This window comes from Roseivirga sp. E12 (assembly GCF_017592825.1).
Lineage (GTDB): Bacteria > Bacteroidota > Bacteroidia > Cytophagales > Cyclobacteriaceae > Roseivirga.
In genome coordinates, this window is sequence record NZ_JAGFMD010000001.1 from 1,380,734 (window position 1) to 1,401,927 (window position 21,194).

Consider the following 21,194-nt stretch of genomic DNA (forward strand, 5'->3'; position numbering starts at 1 on the left):
GTAACTTGTAAGTATCAAATACTCTACATATGGCTTCTTATAAACTCAACATCAATAGTAAGGAATACACTATTGAAGCCGAACCTCAAACGCCCCTACTCTGGGCTATTAGAGACGAGGTCGGCTTAACAGGAACAAAATACGGATGTGGAATTGCTCAGTGTGGAGCGTGCACAGTTCATTTAAATGGGAACCCGGTGAGATCATGTTCATTGCCTGTTAGCGCCATTGTAGGCCAAAGTATTACTACAATCGAGGGACTTTCAGAAGATAATTCGCACCCCGTTCAAAAGGCGTGGTTAGATGTTCAAGCGCCTCAGTGTGGCTACTGCCAATCAGGACAGATCATGTCGGCTTCAGCCTTACTTGAAAAGAATCCATCTCCTAGCGATGAGGACATTGATCAAGCCATGTCTGGCAACGTTTGTAGATGTGGTACCTACCATCGCATAAGAAAAGCAATTCACTTGGCCTCAAAAGAGATTAGTAATGAAAGCAAATAAACTCAATAGAAGAAGATTTCTTCAGGTCTCCGGAATGGCAGGAGCTATGCTTGCCGTTGGTTTTGATAGCCTCGCTTTCGGTTCGGATAAAAGCACTTTGAAAATGATCATGCCGGAAGATTTAATCAACGGTATCCAGATCAATCCATATGTCACGATTAGTGAAAGTGGTGAAGTCACGATTATGGCACACGTACCCGAGTTGGGACAAGGAATCTTTCAAGGTATTCCGGCCATCATTGCCGAAGAACTTGGTGTTACGATGGAACAAGTTACCATTGTGAAAGCCAGTGCTTCCAGAAAGTACGGCCGCCAATCGATCGGTGGTAGTAGAAGCGTGCGCAGTATGTTTATGCCCATGAGGCAGCTAGGTGCAGCCACCAGAGAGGTTCTAGTTCAGGCCGCAGCCAAACAATGGGGAGTTGACGCTTCTAATTGTGAAGTAAAAGAAGGTGTTGTCTATAAAAAAGGATCGAAAGATGCATTGCCTTATGGCGATTTGGTTGCCAGTGCTGCTAAACTTGAACTTCCCAAAAAGCCAACTTTAAAGAACAAGGCTGACTTTAATATCATTGGTAAAGCAACTCATAGACCCGATTTAGTTGGCAAAGTCAATGGCAGTGCGGATTATGGCATTGACGCACAAACAGAAGGCTTGCTATATGCGACTATAGAAAGGTGCCCTACCCTTCAAGGAACAGTAACCAGCTATGATGCCGATGCGGCCAAGTCTGTCAAAGGCGTTATTGAAGTAATGGAAGTCACACGTACTGTGTATGGCAAAAAGAACACCGGTATTGCGGTGGTTGCTGAAACCTATTATGCCGCAACGGAAGGGAGAAAGAAATTAAGTGCCGAATGGGACAATGCTGAGTTTTCTCAGATTTCTACAGAGAGTATCAATACTGATATGGCCCAGCTTGCTCAGGAAAAAGGGCTTGAACACTTCGAGAAAGGAGATTTTGAGGCTAGTAAAGGACAAAGAGGTGCGAGTAGCGACATAAAAGTAAAGACATCTCACTATAGACTACCACATGTTGCGCACTCATGCATGGAACCTATGAATGCGACAGTACATGTGAGAGAAGATAATACTGTTGAAGTATGGGCACCAAGCCAAAGTCCGCAAGTACAAAGACAATTTGCTAGGCAACTTGGTATCCCAGACAACCAAGCCGAAGAAAAAATCAAAGTACATCTACCCTTCCTAGGAGGTGGTTTTGGTAGAAGATCGATGAATGACTCATTAGAAGAGTGTTTTCAGATATCAAAAGCATTGAGAAAGCCAGTAAAACTGATTTGGTCTCGAGAGGATGATACTACACAAGGACCATTTAGGCAAACGAGTTTTCATCGAATGACCATGTCATTCAATTCAGATAATAGAATTGGACTACAACATAAAGTTGTAAGCCCTGCCATTACCACTCAGAGTAGACCTTCTAATGGACGTGTCCCTTTCGAAGTAATGGAAGCCATTAACACTCATTACGATTTTGATGATATATCAGTAAGGTATTCTGAATATAAAAATCAAATACCTATACACTGGTGGCGATCAGTTTTTGGTTCTACAAATGCCTTCCCCCATGAAAGCTTCATAGATGAAATGGCCTTTGAGTTGAAAGTTGACCCTCTTCAGTTTAGAAAGACTAAGCTCAAGTCTGAGCCAAGGTTTATCAAGGTCTTGGAAAAATTGGAAGAACAGTCTAATTGGAACGAGAAGCTCGGAGAGAACGAAGGTAAGGGTGTAGCCATTGTCGAAAGTTTTGGATCCATTGTAGCTCATGCGGTGTTTTTAAAGCGAGAAAACGGCAAAGTGTCCATGCCAAAAGTTGTTTCCGTTGTCGACTGTGGCATTTACGTGAATCCGGATCAAGTCATCGCTCAAACTGAAGGAAACATCATTTATGGATTGACCGCAGCTCTGAAGGATGCCATTACCTTTAAGAATGGTGCTGCCCAGGAAGCAAACTTTGATACCTATAGGATGCTCAGAATGAATGAGGCACCTAGAGACATTCAAGTTCACTTAATGGAGAATAATGAAGCTCCTGGCGGGGTAGGTGAACCAGGCTTACCTCCAATAGCACCTGCCTTGGCCAATGCAGTGTTTGATCTAAGTGGGAAAAGGATGAGAATTTTGCCATTCGACCTACAGAAAATCTAAGTCCCCCTTGGAAGACCAATCACTTTACATTATGGCCGGCATGTATATCATAGCCGGCCTAGCACACTTTTGGAAGCCAAAGGCATATGTGAAAATTATGCCCAGCTACATCCCCTACCATTTAGAGTTAGTCTACCTTAGTGGTCTACTAGAGGTATTATTCGGACTACTACTGCTATTTCCAGAAACCCAAACCATCGGAGCTTGGGGCATTATTGCAGTGCTGATTGGTGTATTCCCGGCTAATATTGACATGGTAGTGAAATATAAGGGAAAGAGGCTTTGGTATAGAGCTATACTCTGGTTTAGACTACCAATTCAGCTTTGGCTTATCTATTGGGCTTGGGCATATATCTAGCGCTTATTCCCTTCTATTTTCATTTAATCAAAAAAATATTCGAACATAAGTATCTGACCAACTGAATGTTGGAGTCAAGTTGGTCAGAATTTTTAAATATTCATTTCAATGTTTGAACTTTAATGTTGCAACACTGGTTTTGTATCTGAATTTTGAAACTGAAAAATTTAAAACATATATAATCATGAGAACATTTGAAGTTCCTACCCGAGAAGAAGTGAGCCCAGCAGCTCAAGAAATTTTAGACAATGTGAATAAGAAAATAGGTATGATTCCTAATATCTATGCTACTATTGGAAATTCTGCCAACGCTCTAGGATCGTATTTGGCCTTTCAAGGTGCACAAGCACAAGGCTCATTCAATGCTAAAGAAAGAGAAGCCGTGGCCTTAGCAGTAGCAGAAACAAATGGTTGTTCATATTGCCAAGCAGCACACACCACCATCGGTAAAATGAGTGGTCTGACTGAAGAAGAAACGCTTGACCTAAGAGCAGGTAACAGCAGTGACCTTAGACTTAATTCACTTGTGACATTGGCTAAGGACATAACCAAAAACCACGGAAGACCATCTGCTAACAATGTAGAGGACTTCTTCGCTCAAGGATTTGACAATGCAGCCTTGATCGACTTGGTATTGTTAGTTGCAGACAACACAGTTACCAACTATGTAAACAACATTACCGGGATTGCAATTGACTTCCCAGCAGCCAAGTCACTAGATACAGTATTGGCATAATCAATCGAAACAAACACTATTTATAAATACAAAGAAAGATGAAAAGATCATTAATGATTATCGCGTTGCTAGTAGGATTTGTAGCAACAGGTTTTGCCCAAAAGGATGAAGCAAAAGTTATCAAGTTAGACCAGACACCTGGTAAATTTACTACAGAAGCACTCACATTGAAGCCTGGAAAATACATCTTCGAAGTGACCAACTCAGGAGTAGATCACGAAGTAGGTTTCGTAATAGCACCTGTAACAAACGGTAAAGAAGGTGACCACATTAAGGCTGGCTACTTACCGAAAGCTATCAAAGACGGTGAAAAAGCTTCTTCCAAAGTAGTTGAACTAAAAGCTGGTACTTACAATTACTTTTGCCCGTTGAATCCTACACCGCATTACCAAATCATTGTAAAAGAATAAGTTAGTTGATTTGAGTGTTGAGTTTAAGTGCCAGTTCGACTAGTCGGACTGGCCTTTTTTGTTATGAAACTTGTAATACTCATTCTGTGTTACAACATTGTATTAGATTGTTAAGCTAATCGAAATGACACTAGACGAACAGTTAATAAAAGGAACATTCCAGAACGAGAAGCACCAAACCCGTGTCAATATCATTTATACTGGTTATTGGTTAGGCCAAAGGATAACAGAACAGCTAAAGCCGTATGACATCTCGTTGCCGCAATTGAACGTGTTGAGAATTTTAAAGGATCAGAACTCTGCTCCTATTAGCACATTAGAAATCAAAGAATTGATGATTATTGGTAATGCCGATGCATCCAGACTGGTGGATAAGTTATGCGCCAAGAAGTTGATTTGGAAAAAGCCCTGCCCACACGATGGACGAAAAATCCAAGTCTTTATAGACGATGCTGGATTGGATCTTTTGGAAAAGCTTGATAATGAGATGTCAGTTATTAATGAGATTACCGATAACTTGAACGGGAAAGAGCTTAAGGTTCTAAATCAATTACTCAATAAACTTCGGGCTTAGGCCACGCCAATTTGAAAAATAAACCCATTGTCAAAGCAGTCATCTTACTCTGTAGTATGATGACTGTTATGGCAGGAGCAACAATTGCTCCCTCTCTTCCAGAAATGACGAAGGCATTTCCAGACAATCCTTCGGCAGAAACACTTGTAAAACTTGTTCTGACCATACCCGGTCTTTTGATCGCGCTTACATCCCCTATTTCAGGATGGTTTATTGACAAATTTGGTAGAATTAAACTATTAGCATTTATGCTTTTGCTATATGCCGCAGCAGGAAGTGCCGGACTTTACCTCAATACCTTAGTTGAAATTATCATAAGCAGGGCATTTCTTGGCATTGCTGTAGGAGGCATTATGACTACAGCAGTAGCTTTGATTGGCGATTATTTTGAAGGAGATGAAAGGCAACAATTCCTGGGTACTCAAGCTGGCATAATGGCACTGTCTGGCACTTTATTTATCACCTTTGGAGGAGCTTTGGCAGACATCAGTTGGCGCTATCCTTTTGCTGTATACCTACTAGCATTTATCGCTTTCCCCCTTGTTCTTATCTTCCTGAAAGAGCCTAAGAAACAAGAAATCAACGAAAAGAGTGATATTGACAAAGCCATACCTAAACTGGCCTGGACGATTTTCATCGTTTCATTCTTAGGTATGGTAACCTTCTACTTAATGCCAGTACAGATACCCTTCTTGATGCAAGAAATTTCTGAGGTTGGGAGTTTTGAAACTGGACTGGCAATATCAAGTGTGATGCTTATTGGTGGCATCATGTCCTTTCAATACCCTAAACTCAAGCGTAGGCTTACTCACTATCAGATTTATGGCCTTACTTTTCTGTTTATGGGCATAGGGTATTTACTAATTTCTACGGCAAACAGCTACGCAATGACCTTTCCAGGCTTGGTGATTTCCGGGCTGGGTGCCGGACTGCTTATGCCTAATTCGAACTTGTGCCTGGTTACCATGGCTTCGCCTGAAAATAGAGGTAAAGTACTCGGACTACTAACCACATTCATTTTTCTAGGTCAGTTTGCATCCCCCCTTTTCTTTCAGCCATTAGTCAACTTCACTTCTATCAAAGGAGGATTTCTTTACCTATCAATCGCAATGATCTTGGTGTCTATCATAGTATTGATTCGCAATAAACGTTTGATTAAACAATAGTAGGCCTCAAACCAATCATGGTTTCTTGGTCTACTCTTTTTTAAAATACAAAGCGCAGATTAAAACCAAATCCTTCGACAGTAAAGTCAGTATCATCCACTAAACGAAATGCTGGTCGCCAATCTAAACCCAGCGCTAATGGCACTTCGTCAAAGTGATACTCTAATCCTATCTCGCCAACGGCTCCCAACTGAAAATCATCTCCTAATCCGACAAAGGGGCCTGCACCTGCATACCAATTGAAATTCTCAGGGCCAAAGGGTTTGTATATAAAGTCCACTAGCGCATCAACTCCCACTTGATCATCTCCAAATGATAAGTTTGCATGCACCCTACTAAATTCACCCAGTGAAAAAACAGCATCTAGCGCCACATCTCCAACTGTTCCGTTCCCGAAGCGTATACCAAGCTCTTGACCTTTTACTTGGGTAAATAATGCTGACATTAATACTAAGGTCATGCTGAGTAAGAGTTTTCTTAAATTCATAATATTGTTTTGAATGAGTGATTGAATTATATGTTATTGCTAATAACACGAAAAGCCAGCAATTTATTTGAACACTCTCACTTTATAATTCCCAATCCTTTTTATAAATCAACAGGCTTTGACAGGTCAAAGAGTTTGTCCTTTTGATGACTTCTGATCATAAGTCTCGTTGAACTTACATAATACTTGTTGGTTCCAACAACTTTGAATATTATTGATGTTAATAAACCAACACATGTATTTATGGATACTGCCTCGGGCCTTCCATTGCTTCAGAAAGCAAGACAATTTCAATTATCAGGTGATTTCATAAATGCCGAAATATATTTCAAGGAGGCCTTAAGTGACGCTCCCGAATCGAAAGAAGTACTAACTGATATTTTTCAATTTTACTTAGCCTCTGGAAATATCCAAAGTGCGATAGCCCATCTGAAAAAGTTAATTGAAATTGAAAAAAACAGTTTTGAAAGGCTTATGCAGCTCGGGCAACTTCTAAGTCAGGTTCAAGACTTCCAAGGCGCTAGAAATGCAATAGAAAAAGCTCATAAGGAAGTTCCTGATAATGAAGTAGCAATATTACAACTGTCTCAGCTCCATATTCATTTAGGCGCTTTAGGTGATGCCGAAGTACTATTGACTTCAGCAATTAAATCTAGTGCCGCGAGCCCAAATGCCTTTCTACTTTTAGCTCAGGCACTATTCATGCAAGAAAAATTGTCTCAGGCAAAAGCTGTACTTCTTGAACTCGTTGAAAAGCAACCGACCTTGCCCGAACCCTTCATCAATCTAGGCAGTATATTTGAAGTAGAGGGAAATTTAGAGGAAGCAGGTAAGAACTTTCATATGGCTATTTCTCTCGATCCAGCCCAATTTCGTACTAATTTCGAATACGGGAGATTCTTACTTGCACAACTACGATACGCAGAGGCGCTTCCACTTCTTGAAAAAGCCAATCAACTAATTCCTCAGGATAACATCACCTTAAATCTTTTAGGCACAATTTATCAGGAACTTGGTCAGTTTGATGAGGCTATTGAAACCTTTCGCAGCGTCCTAGAACAAAATCCAGATAGTCTGGCCGCGCATCAGAACTTGGCAAAAGTAATGACTCGTTTTGTACCTCCTTGGCATCTAAAAATGTTAGCGGACCAAGAGCGAAATGATGCGTTTGAAAAAGCCATCAAAAAGAGCGTAAATAAAGACTCCGTAGTATTAGACATTGGCACAGGTTCTGGCCTACTTTCAATGATGGCTGCCCGAGATGGTGCGAAAAAAATATACGCTTGTGAAATGTCTAAATACATAGCGGATGTCGCAAAGCTCAACATAGAAAAGAATGGTTTTTCTAATCGAATCGAGGTGTTTGACAGAAAGTCCACCCAACTAATCAAAAGTGATCTCCAAGAGACTCCTAATGTGATTATTGCCGAAATCTTTGATTCAGGTCTGTTAGGTGAAGGTGCAATGCCTTCATTTCGGCACGCTCTGGAAAAACTTGCTTCTGATGACTGTATCGTTATCCCTAAGGCTGCAGAAATAAAAGGACGGCTGCTACATTCTGAAACACTAGCTGCTTTTAACCCTATTACGACCATTTCTGGATTTGATGTTTCTGCATTTGATCAATTTAGAGTACCAGGAGAATACATCACTCAGAACCTCAGCGAAGTGAATCATGAGTTTTGCTCTTCTGAGTTTAAAATCCTAGATGTAGACTTCAAAAAGACATGGCATGCACTACCGGAAGGTCAGTGCAGAAAATTACCGCTAACGGTCCAAGTCGATTCTTCAAAACCAATCCATGGAATTGCTTTTTGGTATACACTCTTTCTTGACGATCACATTGAATTGAGTAATAACCCAGATCGAGTTGATAATCATTGGGGTCAGGCAGTTGCATTCTTTGAACAATCAATTCAAGGGGAAACTGGTCAATCTTTGGACTTCATGGTCTGTTATACAGATACTGAAATTTGGTTCGAAAGTCCTGCATTTGGAAAAACCGCTCACTAAAGAGACGCACCTCTACCTTGAGATCATTGCTGGGTCTCAAAATAGGTATAATAAATATGTAAAGACATAAAGGCTTTGCAAACAAGAACGATGGTTGCAATAGCAGATAAACATAGAAGTCACCACAATAAAACATATGGATTTTAAAACAGCCACTGAGTACTTACTCTTTTCTAAAGACGATTATTCAAAGATTAAGGAGGGCATCGATTGGATGTACGACCAATATGTCAAGCCTACCCAAATCGAAGCCACTGACCTCACAGATGCTCATTTCATCAAAGCAGAAAGTGGCCAGATTGTATCGCCAATTGCTGCAGCCCATTGTCTTAAAGACATGATGCGAACAGTCCTGTTCTTGAGAGGTATTCATAATGCCATTGAGAGCGAGCTTAGTAAAGACTTAAACCGCCCCGTGGAAATTCTTTATGCTGGGTGTGGTCCTTACGCTACTCTATTGACACCTTTTACAACAATATACACCACAGACCAAGTGCAATTCACTATGCTGGAGTATAATCCTATTTCGATGGATGCCATGAATAGACTGTATTCGGATTGGGGAATCAGTAAGTACCTAAAACACACCATTCTTGCTGATGCCACATTACCAGAGGTTGAGATAAAAGACACTTATGACATAATTATTTCCGAAACAATGCAGGCAGGTTTGAAAAAGGAATGTCAGGTGCCACTTACTAGAAACTTGGTGAGGTTTCTAAATCCTGAAGGCACCTTCATTCCTCAAAACATTTATATAGATGCGTGTTTGGTAGGACCCGACAAAAATGAACTGGAAGTTCCAGACAGGGTGTCCTTGGGTACAATCTATGACCTCGATTTTAAAAACGTTCCTCCTTTGAATTATGAAAGGAGAATAGATATACCTGCACACCCCTATGAATACCTTAATTCTTTTACTACCATTAGAGTCTTTGAAGACGTGATAATTCATCCATACATGTCAGGGCTAACCTGTCCTTTGATTATCGATAGGTTTGAGACTAAACCCAAGTCAATTAACTTTAAATACGTAGAAGGTGAAAATCCTGATTTTGAAGTTAATTACCATCTAGAATAAAACACGATGCTATATACAACAAAACCGATTAGCGGTTGAGTGCGAATCGGTCGAGTTGTATCGTGTATGCTTGTGTTCTTAATGTTAAGTCTTCCCAAGCAGAAAATTAAACTCTGCTCTAGAAAACTGGTAGAAAATTTACAAACGATCCAATCATTGATAATGATCAAACATGTAAATCCATGTGATTTAGTTGCCTACATCACTTAACATCTCCTGAATTGCTCGCTCTAATTGCTGATCTCTATTTTTATCAATCACGCCCGGCATATTCTTAAGCTTGATGGTTGGTTCAGTTTGTAGATTCTCCATCCAACGGCCATTCTTGTCTTTGGCACTCACTGGCACCACACCCCAACGACCGCCATCAGGAAGCCCTTCCCAACCGGCAAAACTACAGGTACCTGGAACTGGCATACCAATGGTCTTTCCGATTTTCAGATCGGTATAACCCTGAGCAAAGCAGTGACCATCTGAATACATGCTTTCGTTGAACAACGCAAGTGTCGGCTTTGTCCATCTTGAAGTAGGCTCACCCCCTACATCTTTTGCAGCCGTAGCATAGGTAATGAATGGCTCTCCTGTAAAGAACATCGCTAAGTCAGCTACCAAGTCGCCACCACCATTAAAACGGGTATCCACTATGATGCCCTTTCTATTGAAATATTTTCCCATTATGTCTTCATAGATGCTTCGGAATTGTCCATCTCCCATGCCTGGGATGTGTACATAGCCCAGCTGACCATTCGACTTCTCCTCTACCTCTTTCTCGTTGATCTTGACAAACCTGTTATATAGTAACCCTCGCTCTGCACCCAGCGAGATAGGCTTCACTGTAATCTGTTGTCTATCCGATTTCTTAGGACCTGTTATTTCTAACAATGTGAATTTGCCTGACTTTCTGTTTAGATAAGTGGCTACATCACGATCCGGAGTCACTAATTCCCCATCAATTTTCTCAATGATCATGCCCGGCACAATGTTGAACTTCGCTTTGTCCAAAGGACCTCCTTTAAGTACTTCAGCAATTCTAATTCCATTGCCCTTGTGATCGTAGTCCATGAAAATCCCTAATGATGCTGTGGCATCTGCATTAGGAATGCTTGTTCCATATCTAGCCCCTGCATGAGATACGTTTAGCTCACCAAGCATCTCCGATAACATTTCCGAGAACTCATAACTATTACCTATCGAAGGCAAGTATTTGGCATATTCTGTGCGCATCAAATCCCAATCAATTCCATGGAAAGTTGGTTCGTAAAATATATTCTTGGTGCGTATCCAAACATGATCAAACATATAACTGCGCTCGGCAACAGCATCATATTCCATCTCCCCTCGAATACTGATTGATTCCCTCTTGCCCGCATCGGGGTTAATCTTAGAAATCCTACCTCCACTCAAGAGATACAGATTCTTCATGTCCTTATCCCATTGGAAAGATCCAAACCCACCATTTAATTTGATGGCCATTTTGGTTTCTCTCGTTCTTAGGTTTGTTGTCCAAAGGTTCTGACCACCCTCGAAGCTTGCTAGGTAATACAGTTTTTCTCCGTCTTTAGAAAGAGTGGCATCGCCAAGACTTGATGAATGAATAGTCAACCGAGCCTTGCGGTCTTTCATATCTTCAAAATCGAAAGTCAGATCCTTTTTAGATTCTTCTTTCTTATCATCAGCCTTCTTCTCTTTACTGTCCTCACTCTTTTCGCCTTTTTTCTGCTCTTTCTCTATTTCTTTCATCAAAGCGTACTCTTCCTTATTGAGCTTATACTTGTCCCAGCTATCTTGGGTAAAGAACATCGAGTAAACATCACTTTGCGATCGACCACTGGTAGCATAGCTCTTCAGGCCGTTACGGTTACTAAACCAAATCATTTGCTTTCCTCCGTTAACCCACTTTGGTCTGGAATCATAGTAACCACTCTCGGTAAGGTTAATGCGATTGCTACCATCAGCAGCCATCAACAGCGCTTCACTGTTATTCAAGCTCATGCTCCAGTCAACGAGTAACCATTTACTGTCTGGGCTCCAAGTGAAGTATTTGTCACCATCACGCATATGGAAAAGATCATTAGGAGTCAAAAGGTCGACTGAATTTCCTGATGCCACATCTAATATTCTAAGCGTCCTTCGGCCTGCGATAAAAGCCATTTTCTTTCCATCAGGAGAATACTGAGGCATATAATTATCCTCATTATTGGCTAGAACAACCTCTTCTTTCACCAAGGTAGAAGCAAAGAAGAAAGGCTCCTCAGCAGCTCTCTCTTTGGTCGACTTATAGATATTCCACTTGCCTTCTCGTTCACTTGCGTAAACCACAGATTTGCCGTCAGGCCCCCAAGTCACAAAACGTTCTTGTTCAGGAGTATTAGTAATTCTTTTGGTTAACGATCCGTCCACAGAAGTCACAAACACTTCTCCCCTAGCGATAAAGGCAATCTCTTTCCCGTTGGGGGCAATGGCCATTTCTCGAACACCGCCATTAATAGATATGAATCTATCCGAATTAGCTTTGTCTTGTGTTCTTATGTTGACAGCAACCTTTTGTGGCTGACCACCCTCCTGCATCGTGTAAAGCTCACCATCATATCCAAAGCAAAGGGTTCCATTACCGAAGCTCAAGAAACGCACAGGATGCAAGTTGAAATTTGTCAACTGCTGACTTTGTGATGGGTCTTCAATTGACATATTATACACATTGAATGTCCCACTAGATTCGTTTAAATAGTAGAGACTCTTTTCATCAGCACTGAAGACAGGCTGACGGTCTTCGACCTCACGATTGGTAAGCATTTTATGTTCATCTCTTCGCACATCATACATCCAGATATCTCTGGTAATAGACGATTTGTGATGTTTCCTAAACTCGTTCTCGCCACCTTTTTTATCATGATAGACCATGTAGCGACCATCTTTGCTGACCTGAACGTAATCTGCTGGAATAGTGAAAACCTGATCTACTCTACCACCTGCAACAGGAACTTCATATAACTCTGACTGCGAACCATGAGGGTATTGGCGGTGTTCCGCCCTGTCTTGTCTTAATGCTCCAAAAATTACATGCTTATTGTCGTGTGAAAAGGAGTATGGACTCTCATTATTAGAATGAAAGGTCAATCGTGTGGCTTGTCCACCCATGGCATCCATAACGTATACATCGAAATTACCATAGCGATCTGACGCAAAGGCAATATGCTTACTATCCTTACTCCAAACCGGCATGAAATCATGGGCTTGGTGAAAGGTCAATTGTGTAGCATCACCTCCGGTAGAGGCAACTCTATATAAATCGCCTTTGTAGGTGAAAACAATGTGTTGACCATCAGGAGAAATACTTTGGTATCGAATCCAGTTTGGTGTTGTTTGAGATTTTAAGTTTGTGCTCAGAAGGCACAAAAGAATAATGACCAGCTTTTTCATATTTATTGATTTGGCCCTGAATTTAGGAAAAGAAGGTGGAAGACGGAAGACGGAGGACAGAAGATAAAGAGTTGGCCTACGCCAAAGGACGAGAAGTCAACTCCATAATGGTAATTTCAGGTAGAATACCAATTCGGCCAGGGAAGCCTAAGAACCCAAAGCCTCTGTTCACATAGAGGTACTGATTCTCCTCTTGATACAAGTCGGCCCACTGCTTATAGATATACTTTGAAGGACTCCAACGGAAGTCTCCAATCTCCACTCCCAACTGCATACCATGAGTATGGCCTGAAAATGTAATGTCAATATCTGGCTGCTGCCCTCTTACTTGAGCATCCCAATGGCTTGGATCGTGTGAAAGCAAAAGTTTAACATCCCCTTCGGCACTCAAGGCAGTCTGATCAAGTCGTCCATACTTCGCAAAACGACCCGCCCCCCAGTTTTCTACACCTAGAACTGATATTTGATCTGTACCGATTCGGACCGAGCGATTTTCATTCATTAGCAAGTCCCAGCCCATACGTTCGTGGACTTTTATCATATCCTCCAGGTTTCTCCTCTTTTCAGAAATTGACGACCAGGCCATATAGTCACCATAGTCATGATTGCCAAGTGTAGAATACACACCAAGGTCTGCCTTAACTTTCGAGAAAAGATCGAAGTAGTCCGCAACCTCTTTGGTCTGATTATTCACAAGGTCACCAGTAAAGAAGATCATATCTGGTTTTTCGGCCATCAACATTTCGATCCCTCCTTTCACAGCAGTCTTATCATAAAAGCTACCGCTGTGAATATCGGATAGTTGGGCGACCTTAATTCCTTCGAATTGCTTTGGAAGGTTTGGCAGGTATACTCTTCGCCTTCTGATTCTATAATCATATGCCCCTCTGACAATACCAAAGCTCATTGTAACAATTGGAAGCGTGGCCATAACCACGGCACTTCTTGCTAAAAATTTTGAGCGTGGCATCTTCTGTCCTGCCGCAACTCTCTTTTCATAACGTCTTTTTCTCCCCGCAAAGAATAACCCTAGCACTCGTCTGATATCGTCAATAAACACTAATACTACAGCGGCCAACTTTGCTGTATAGGACATAAAGACAATGGAAATCAAAAAAGAAAATGGAACAGTCCCTGCTTGCACAAACCGTAGGTATACCACCAATGAAAGCATAAAAATGGCCTGCAATAAGTAGAGGTATCTTACTACCGTTTTGGTGCCATTCTTCTTTCCGATTAAAAGGGTTTTTGTAGCCTGATAAGCATAGTAATCCAGCCAGCCTAGAAAGGCAACGATGATCACAAAGAAAAGTGGCGAAATGCTCATCTACTTCTTTTAACCAGAGACCTGTTTAATGGGTTCAAAAAAAAGACTCCCGAGTACCACCTCGGGAGCCACCAAATCAACCTTAACTATGAATGACCCTCACTGAAGAAGGCCATAATCACCACGTTAATGTTATTATCAAACATCAGGCCAAAACCTTTTGAGTTTCTCCTGATGAATCAGACATATCAATTATGTTTGCCTTACCTCTCCACTTGGCAATTCTAAACAATAGCTTATCAGCCAATAAGTACATTGTTGGTACCATAATTAGCGTAAAGAAAGTTGCGAACGTCAATCCAAAAATGATTGTCCAAGACATTGGGCCCCAGAAAATCACATTATCACCTCCAACATAGAAGTCAGCGCTATATTGAACAAAGGCTCCGATAAAGTCTATATTCAAACCTACAGCCAGTGGCACCAATCCAAGAATAGTGGTGATTGCTGTCAATAGTACTGGTCTCAACCTAGTCCTACCCGCAGTGATAATAGAGTCCACGACTTCATTCATAGGAAGAATCTCATCTTCACCCATTCCCAATTCTTCTCTTCTTCTCTTACGCGTCAGCACGATAAAGTCAATCAATACAATGGCATTATTCACAACTATACCAGCAAGTGCGATAATACCCACCATTGTCATAATTACGATAAAGTCCATATTGAATGCAACCAGACCTAAGAACACACCAATGGTACTCAATAGTACTGAAACCAAGATGATGAACGGAGCTGTGATATTGTTGAACTGCGATACGATAATCAAGAAAATCAAGAATACAGCGATCAAGAGCGCCTTACCCAAAAAGGCCATCTCTTCTGCTTGCTGTTCCGCCTCACCTGTAAAAGCAAAGCTATAGCCAGCTGGCATTTCATAATCAGCCATCAATTCTTTTAGCTGATCATTGATTACTGTCGCATTAGCATCAGCAAGAACGTTCGAACTAAGCGTAACAACCCTATCCAAATCCTTTCTCTTGATCGATCCATATGTGGAGCTATAACGAATGCTTGCTACTGAAGAAATTGGAACTTGTACCAGCTTACCTGAATTTTGATCTCTAAATGTGATATTCTTGTTCATTAAAGCATCGACATTGTATCTATAATCTTCATCCAATCGGATGTTTATCTCATAATCGTCTTCGCCTTCTTTATATTTAGAAACCTCTTTTCCGAATAGCGCTGTTCTAATTTCATTAGCGATAGAGAAAGTTGACAGTCCGAATCTTCTGGCATTATCCCGATCAATATCGATCACCAATTCTGGCTTACCGAGTTCAAGTGAACTCTTCAGCTTCTCAATACCTTGAATACCCGACTCTGAAATCTTCTGCTTGATATCTTCTCCAAGATTGATCAGTGTGGGCAAATCCTCTCCGATAATCTCCAAATTCACCGGCTTACCCGTTGGAGGTCCAGCAGCATCTTTATCGACTGTTAGTGTAACACCTGGTTGCAACTTAACTTGCGCACGAATGTCGTTCATAACGTCCGATGTGTTTAAATCGCCACGTAGTTTACTTTCAATAAAATTGACAGTAATTCTAGCCTTGTGCGGCTCTTCAGATTGACCAACAGCGGTTGGGTCATTCGGGTCCGCAGCACCTTGGCTTACATTAGTAGATACAGACTCAACTATGGCCGAGTATGGCTCTATGATTTTGAGCACTTGTGCCTCGATATCTTTTGAAAAGGCATTCGTCTTTTCGATATCTGTTCCTACTGGATACTCCACAAATACGTTTACATATTTAGGTTCATTTATTGGAAAGAATTCCACTTTTGGTAGAAACGCCCCAAAAATCATCAAAGAGATAATCAGTGTCATAAATGCCCCACCCAAATACTTAATAGGGTGCTTAACAGCGCTCTTAAGTACTCGTACATAAATACCTTCTAATCTAGGCAAAAAGCCTGCTTGGAAACGTTTTGACAAAGGCCCTAAAATGTAAACATTGAGTAATGTCAGCACTCCTATCATCATCAAGAAGTTACCAAAACCGATTGCTCCAAGTCCGAAAGCGAAAACCGCACCTGCGATGATGGCCAAGCCTGATCTAATCAAAATCTTTTTATGGTCATATACTCTGTCGCCATCCACGCGCATAAAGCTTGAGATAAACACTGGATTTATTACCAATGCTACGAAGAGTGAAGAACCAAGCGTGATGATTAGTGTTAATGGTAAATAGAGCATAAACTCTCCAATAATCCCTGGCCAGAAAGCCAGAGGTAAAAACGCTGCTAAGGTCGTTGCAGTGGATGTAATAATAGGTAAGGCCACCTCACCTACACCTCTACGAGTAGCGGCCAAAGGACTCAATCCCTCTTCCATCAAACGATAGACGTTCTCTACTACCACAATACCATTATCTACAAGCATACCCAAGGCCATGATTAGCCCGAATAGTGTCATAGTATTGATGGTAATACCCGCAAGACCAAGAATCATCAAAGCCATGAACATGGACAATGGAATCGCCATCCCCACAAATAGTGAGTTTCTTGTACCCAAGAAGAACAAGAGCACTGTCACCACTAGGATTACCCCAAAAATGATGTTGTTACCCAAGCTACTTACCTGCTCCCTAGTGTCTTTTGACTGATCATTTGTGATGGTCACCTTGGTCGTTTCTGGAATCTGACCATCTAGTCTACTATCAGCAATCAATGCCATGATATTGTCTGTGGCTATCAACAAGTTTTCGCCACTTCTCTTCATTACATCAACTTTGACTACCGGATTTAGGTCTAGTCTAGCATAGTTTTGCTTGTCTTTGTAACCGAATTCAACAGTCGCAACATCTTTCAGGTAAACGATATTGCCATTTTCATTGCTTATGATGATGTCCTCCATTTGAGAAGGGTCATCAAACTCACCGATTACACGGACGTTTCTTCTCAATCCATCTGCAATCACATTACCTCCAGACAGGGTCATGTTTTCAGATGATATTGCATTCTCAATATCATTGAAAGTCACCTTTCTAGCTTCTAGCTTGAATGGATCTATTCTGACCTCAACTTCCTTTTCATCAACACCAACAATATTGGCTTTTGAAACTTGTGGAAATTTTTCGATCTCGTCTTCCAGGTATTCAGCAATATCATTCAACTCGTCCAAGGTCTTGGTTGGATCAGTCAGGTTAATATTTAGAATTGGGAAGTTCTCAGAAAAACTAAATTTGATCACATTCGGATCTGTCTTCAAATCTGTTGGTAGTTCTGATTTTGCCCTATCAACAGCATCTTTCACATCGATAACCGCGTCATCGACATCGATCCCCACTTGAAATTCAATCACAATTGCAGAGAAATCTTGTACTGAAGTCGACTGGATATTATCCACTCCTTCGATTGTATTGATCTCTTTTTCTAGTTCTCTTGTGATTAAGCTCTCAATATCTTCTGGAGAGTTCCCCGGGTGCGCTGTACTTACATATACTGTAGGCTGTTCAACTTCTGGGAAGTTTTCTTTCGGTAGTGTGATGTACGAGTATATACCAGCCGCAACAATGATCAGCGTCAGCACATATACCGTAATTCTATTACGAAGGGCAAAGGAGGTTAAGCCAAATTCCTTGTCTACTACATTTTTGTCGTTCTCGTTAGCCATAATCTATCGCTCTGAGTTTGATTAGTTTTGAATACTTACGGTTGTGCCATCTGCAACTGTACGGTTGCCCTTATCTACAACAGTCTCGCCACCAGCTAGCCCTTGGACCACCTCTGTGTGATTGTCATATGAGTAACCAAGTTTAACGTGGACTTTACTGGCCTTCTTGCCATTTACCAAGTAAACGAAGTTTCCTTTTAGGTCTTCCTGAATGATTCGAGAAGGGATAACAATAGCATCTTCAGACTCATAATCTGTAAGTGATATCCGTGTCACTAGATTAGTTTTCAAATAGTCATCTACTCGTGGAAGTCTCACTTCAATAGTGAAAGTTCTACTCGCTGGGTTGATCACTCTACCGACAGAGATAATACTAGATTCGAAGCTCTTATCTAGGGAAGGAATTTCTACAGTAACATTGTCACCTCTCTTGAACTTACCAACAAAAGACTCTGAAACTTCAGCAGAGATATACATGTCTGCACTACTCACCAATAAAGCTATGGGAGCACCCGGCTGTACCAGTTGTCCTCTTTTTACTGGAACTTGCTCAACTGTACCACTAAACGGTGCCTTGATTTCGGCTTTGTCCAACTGAGTGTTCAAGGTTGCCAACTGATTCTCTAAAGCTTCTTTGTTGTTTTTAGCTTGTAAGAAGTCAATTTCAGTACCGATATTCTTCTTCCAAAGCCTATCACGCTTTTCGAAAATCGTAGTAGCAAAATCTAGTTGAGTTTCCAATTCAGCAATCGACTTTTGAAGATTATCCGAATCTATGATTGCCATCACATCGCCTTCTTTGATATACTGACCTTCGGTGACGTTAACGGCTGTCAAAATTCCAGACATCTCTGCACTTACGTTGACATTGGTTCTTGAATCAACATTACCTCTAATCTGAATCTTATGCTCGAAATTGGTTTTCGCAGCCGGAACAGTTGTAATTAGAGTAGCAGTCTCTGTTGGCTTATTGAAATCGGGATCTTCAGCGCTAATTTCTGCCGTTAAAGTCTCCATCTCGGTTTCTAATGCCTTTATTTCAGCTTTAGCCTCCGCTAAACGAGCTTTCTTTCCTTCAACTCCCTCTGGGCTCTGACCGCAACTAACTGCAATCAAAGCAATGAGTAAAAATGTGATGATGTTCTGAGGTTTCATGTCTCTATATAATTTTGAAGTTCTGTAAGTCATTGTGTTGTTAGTTTAATTTGCCCAAGGATCTGTCTAAATCTACTTTAGCAATAATCGCTTCATAAAGGGCACTTAGGTAGTTGATTTCGGCTTCCTTATAATCCTTTTCAGAATTAATCAATTCCAAATTCGAACCTACACCTTCCGTGTATTTCTCACGAGTGATGTCTGTAACTTCCTTGGCCAATGCCATATTTTCTCTTTGTACTTCAAGACGCTGAAGGTTTACATCCAAGGCATCCTGAGAATTTAAAAGTTGTTGTTTCAAATTATTCGTCAAAAGAGAGTACTGATTATCAAGGGTCTCTAACTGGTACTTCTTGCGAGCAACAGTATATTTCTTTCTCAACCCATCGAATACTGGGATACTCACATTTATACCTATACTAGAACTCGTAAACCACTGACGGTTACTATTGAATAGGTTACTAAAGGAGTCATTACCCGTGTTTCTACCCCAACCTGCATTAAAAGTCACTTTTGGGATATACTGAGAGTATACATTCTTGATATCCAATTCCGCCAATTCCTTTAAGTAATCGAGCTGACGTGCTTCGATACGCTCCTGAACATCATAGGCATCAATCTCAGATTTAGAATAATCGAAATCAAAATTCGCAAGGTCACCACTCAAGTCGATCTCCTTTGTCACAGGCATACCCATAGTAAGTTTCAGTAAGTTTTTGCTAGACTCAATGACCTGGTCAACTCCTTGACGCTCTGTTCTAAGATTATTCAATTGAACTTGAAGTCTGGTAACATCAATTTTCTCTGCAAAGCCATTTTCGTATAGGGCTCTAGTGTCTTTGAGCGTAGATTCGATTGTACTGATATTAGTGTCAATCAAACCTGTTCTTACCTGATTAACCAAAACCAAGTAGTATGCCTTTGTGACTTGTTCAATTACATCTAACTCAGTCTTCTTTTCATCAACAAGCACCTTCTCGCGGAGCGTCTTGGCAGCTTTCAGTCCGATAAAGAAAGAGCCATCCCATATCATTTGGGAAGCGGTGATATTGAAATTACTCTGATGCTGAATTCCAAAGGCTACAGTTGTGATATCATCGGGACCTGCCGTAGGGTCGAATATATCAGCCCTTACAATGCTCTGTTGCAACTTAGTGTTATTGGTATAACCGAATACTGCATCGACTTGAGGCAATCCATCAGCACGGGTCTCAAAGACTTGTGCATCGGCATCCTTTGTTGCGACCTTAGCATTTTTGATGTCTTCATTGTTCAATAAGGCATAGCTTATTGCCTCCTGAAGAGAAATCCCGCTTTGTGCATTGACTCCTATGGTCAATAGCATAAGCACCGCTAAATAGTTTAATCTCCTAATTGAGCGTCTCATTGGTTTTAATTTTTGACGTGGTATAATCATTAAAAAGTTGATGGCCTTCTATCGTAAAGAGACCATGTATAAAGTGATCGAATAATTGCATTTGTACATCGTAGAGAGAATATTTCTCCCTAGGAAATAAATTTCTCATTATAAAAGTCTGAACCTGTTCGATTCGCATGACAGCGATTAGATAAGGATCCACCTCTGCCCTAAAAAGTCCTTCTTTCTGCCCTCTTTCTATTACTGCGGTAATAGATTCTAACATTACACCTTTCTTAAAGTCCTCATACATCTGCCAAGCTTCAGGGTAGAACTTCTGTAGTTCATTCATTAAGCTCATTTTCATGTCTTTCATAGACTCCCTCAGACACTGAGAAACCATAATCAGTTCATGTACACTGTTTTCACTGGCGGTGGCAGTACCTTCAAATCTTTCTTTCTCAAGGTTTAGATGGATGCTTGTTATGGTATTGACAAGCTCCTTCTTATCCTTGAAATACTGGTAAATTGTCTTCTTAGAAATCCCCAAATCACGAGATATATCATCCATGGTTACAGTCCGTATCCCAAACTGCTGCATCAGTTCACTCGCCCTTTCTGCTATCTTCTCTTTCATTTCCATCTGCCGACAAAACTAAGGAAACTATTACCGTATTCAAAGTTTCCGAATGATGTAATGACGTGGATTTCAAGACTTTTGTTCCGAAAAAATCAAAAATCTTCATGATTTCCATCATGAAAACGGTTGTACACACAATAGATAATTTGGTATAAAAAGTGTATGACAACATGAA

At 40.9% G+C, this 21,194-nt stretch carries 16 protein-coding genes; 9 read left to right on the forward strand and 7 right to left on the reverse strand.

What is annotated here, in order from left to right:
- Positions 1-29: 29 nt before the first annotated feature.
- The 7 genes from J4E76_RS06150 to J4E76_RS06180 all read left to right on the forward strand — a co-directional run bounded on the left by J4E76_RS06150 (position 30) and on the right by J4E76_RS06180 (position 5,917).
- Positions 30-503, forward strand: a complete 474-nt coding sequence (locus tag J4E76_RS06150; RefSeq protein WP_208502152.1) for a (2Fe-2S)-binding protein — start codon at positions 30-32, stop codon at positions 501-503.
- The gene (locus tag J4E76_RS06155; protein WP_208502154.1) at positions 490-2,673 is read left to right on the forward strand and encodes a molybdopterin cofactor-binding domain-containing protein; all 2,184 of its coding nucleotides are present in this window, start codon (positions 490-492) and stop codon (positions 2,671-2,673) included. Before J4E76_RS06150 ends, J4E76_RS06155 begins: the two co-directional genes overlap by 14 nt.
- Positions 2,674-2,680: 7 nt before the next feature.
- A complete protein-coding gene (locus J4E76_RS06160; protein WP_208502155.1) occupies positions 2,681-3,031 on the forward strand; it encodes a DoxX family protein in 351 nt (116 codons plus the stop codon).
- Positions 3,032-3,215: 184 nt separating this feature from the next.
- The gene (locus J4E76_RS06165; RefSeq protein ID WP_208502157.1) at positions 3,216-3,767 is read left to right on the forward strand and encodes a carboxymuconolactone decarboxylase family protein; all 552 of its coding nucleotides are present in this window, start codon (positions 3,216-3,218) and stop codon (positions 3,765-3,767) included.
- 38 nt (positions 3,768-3,805) lie between these two features.
- Positions 3,806-4,177, forward strand: coding sequence for a cupredoxin domain-containing protein (locus J4E76_RS06170; protein WP_208502159.1), 372 nt, complete (start codon positions 3,806-3,808; stop codon positions 4,175-4,177).
- Between the two features lie 124 nt (positions 4,178-4,301).
- The gene (locus J4E76_RS06175) at positions 4,302-4,751 is read left to right on the forward strand and encodes a MarR family winged helix-turn-helix transcriptional regulator (RefSeq protein WP_208502161.1); all 450 of its coding nucleotides are present in this window, start codon (positions 4,302-4,304) and stop codon (positions 4,749-4,751) included.
- Between the two features lie 11 nt (positions 4,752-4,762).
- Positions 4,763-5,917, forward strand: a complete 1,155-nt coding sequence (locus J4E76_RS06180) for an MFS transporter (RefSeq protein ID WP_208502163.1) — start codon at positions 4,763-4,765, stop codon at positions 5,915-5,917.
- Between the two features lie 40 nt (positions 5,918-5,957).
- On the opposite strand, the gene J4E76_RS06185 is transcribed toward J4E76_RS06180, so the two are convergent.
- Positions 5,958-6,404, reverse strand: a complete 447-nt coding sequence (locus J4E76_RS06185; protein WP_236017284.1) for an outer membrane insertion C- signal — start codon at positions 6,402-6,404, stop codon at positions 5,958-5,960.
- Between the two features lie 243 nt (positions 6,405-6,647).
- On the opposite strand from J4E76_RS06185, the gene J4E76_RS06190 reads away from it, so the two are divergent.
- The gene (locus J4E76_RS06190) at positions 6,648-8,417 is read left to right on the forward strand and encodes a tetratricopeptide repeat protein (RefSeq protein ID WP_208502165.1); all 1,770 of its coding nucleotides are present in this window, start codon (positions 6,648-6,650) and stop codon (positions 8,415-8,417) included.
- 136 nt (positions 8,418-8,553) lie between these two features.
- On the forward strand, positions 8,554-9,498 hold the full coding sequence (locus J4E76_RS06195; RefSeq protein ID WP_208502167.1) for a hypothetical protein: 945 nt from the start codon (positions 8,554-8,556) through the stop codon (positions 9,496-9,498).
- 189 nt (positions 9,499-9,687) lie between these two features.
- On the opposite strand, the gene J4E76_RS06200 is transcribed toward J4E76_RS06195, so the two are convergent.
- The 6 genes from J4E76_RS06200 to J4E76_RS06225 form a co-directional block, all read right to left on the reverse strand.
- Entirely contained in the window at positions 9,688-12,918 is a 3,231-nt protein-coding gene (locus J4E76_RS06200; protein ID WP_208502169.1) for a S41 family peptidase, read from the reverse strand.
- Positions 12,919-12,994: 76 nt separating this feature from the next.
- Positions 12,995-14,245: a metallophosphoesterase gene (locus tag J4E76_RS06205; RefSeq protein ID WP_236017285.1), complete on the reverse strand. Its 1,251-nt coding sequence runs from the start codon at positions 14,243-14,245 to the stop codon at positions 12,995-12,997.
- Between the two features lie 145 nt (positions 14,246-14,390).
- Positions 14,391-17,867, reverse strand: coding sequence for an efflux RND transporter permease subunit (locus J4E76_RS06210; protein WP_208502171.1), 3,477 nt, complete (start codon positions 17,865-17,867; stop codon positions 14,391-14,393).
- 21 nt (positions 17,868-17,888) lie between these two features.
- Positions 17,889-19,022: an efflux RND transporter periplasmic adaptor subunit gene (locus J4E76_RS06215; RefSeq protein WP_208502173.1), complete on the reverse strand. Its 1,134-nt coding sequence runs from the start codon at positions 19,020-19,022 to the stop codon at positions 17,889-17,891.
- A gap of 40 nt (positions 19,023-19,062) precedes the next feature.
- Entirely contained in the window at positions 19,063-20,409 is a 1,347-nt protein-coding gene (locus J4E76_RS06220) for a TolC family protein (protein WP_208502175.1), read from the reverse strand.
- Positions 20,393-21,016, reverse strand: a complete 624-nt coding sequence (locus tag J4E76_RS06225; RefSeq protein ID WP_208502176.1) for a TetR/AcrR family transcriptional regulator — start codon at positions 21,014-21,016, stop codon at positions 20,393-20,395. Before J4E76_RS06225 ends, J4E76_RS06220 begins: the two co-directional genes overlap by 17 nt.
- Positions 21,017-21,194 lie beyond the last annotated feature (178 nt).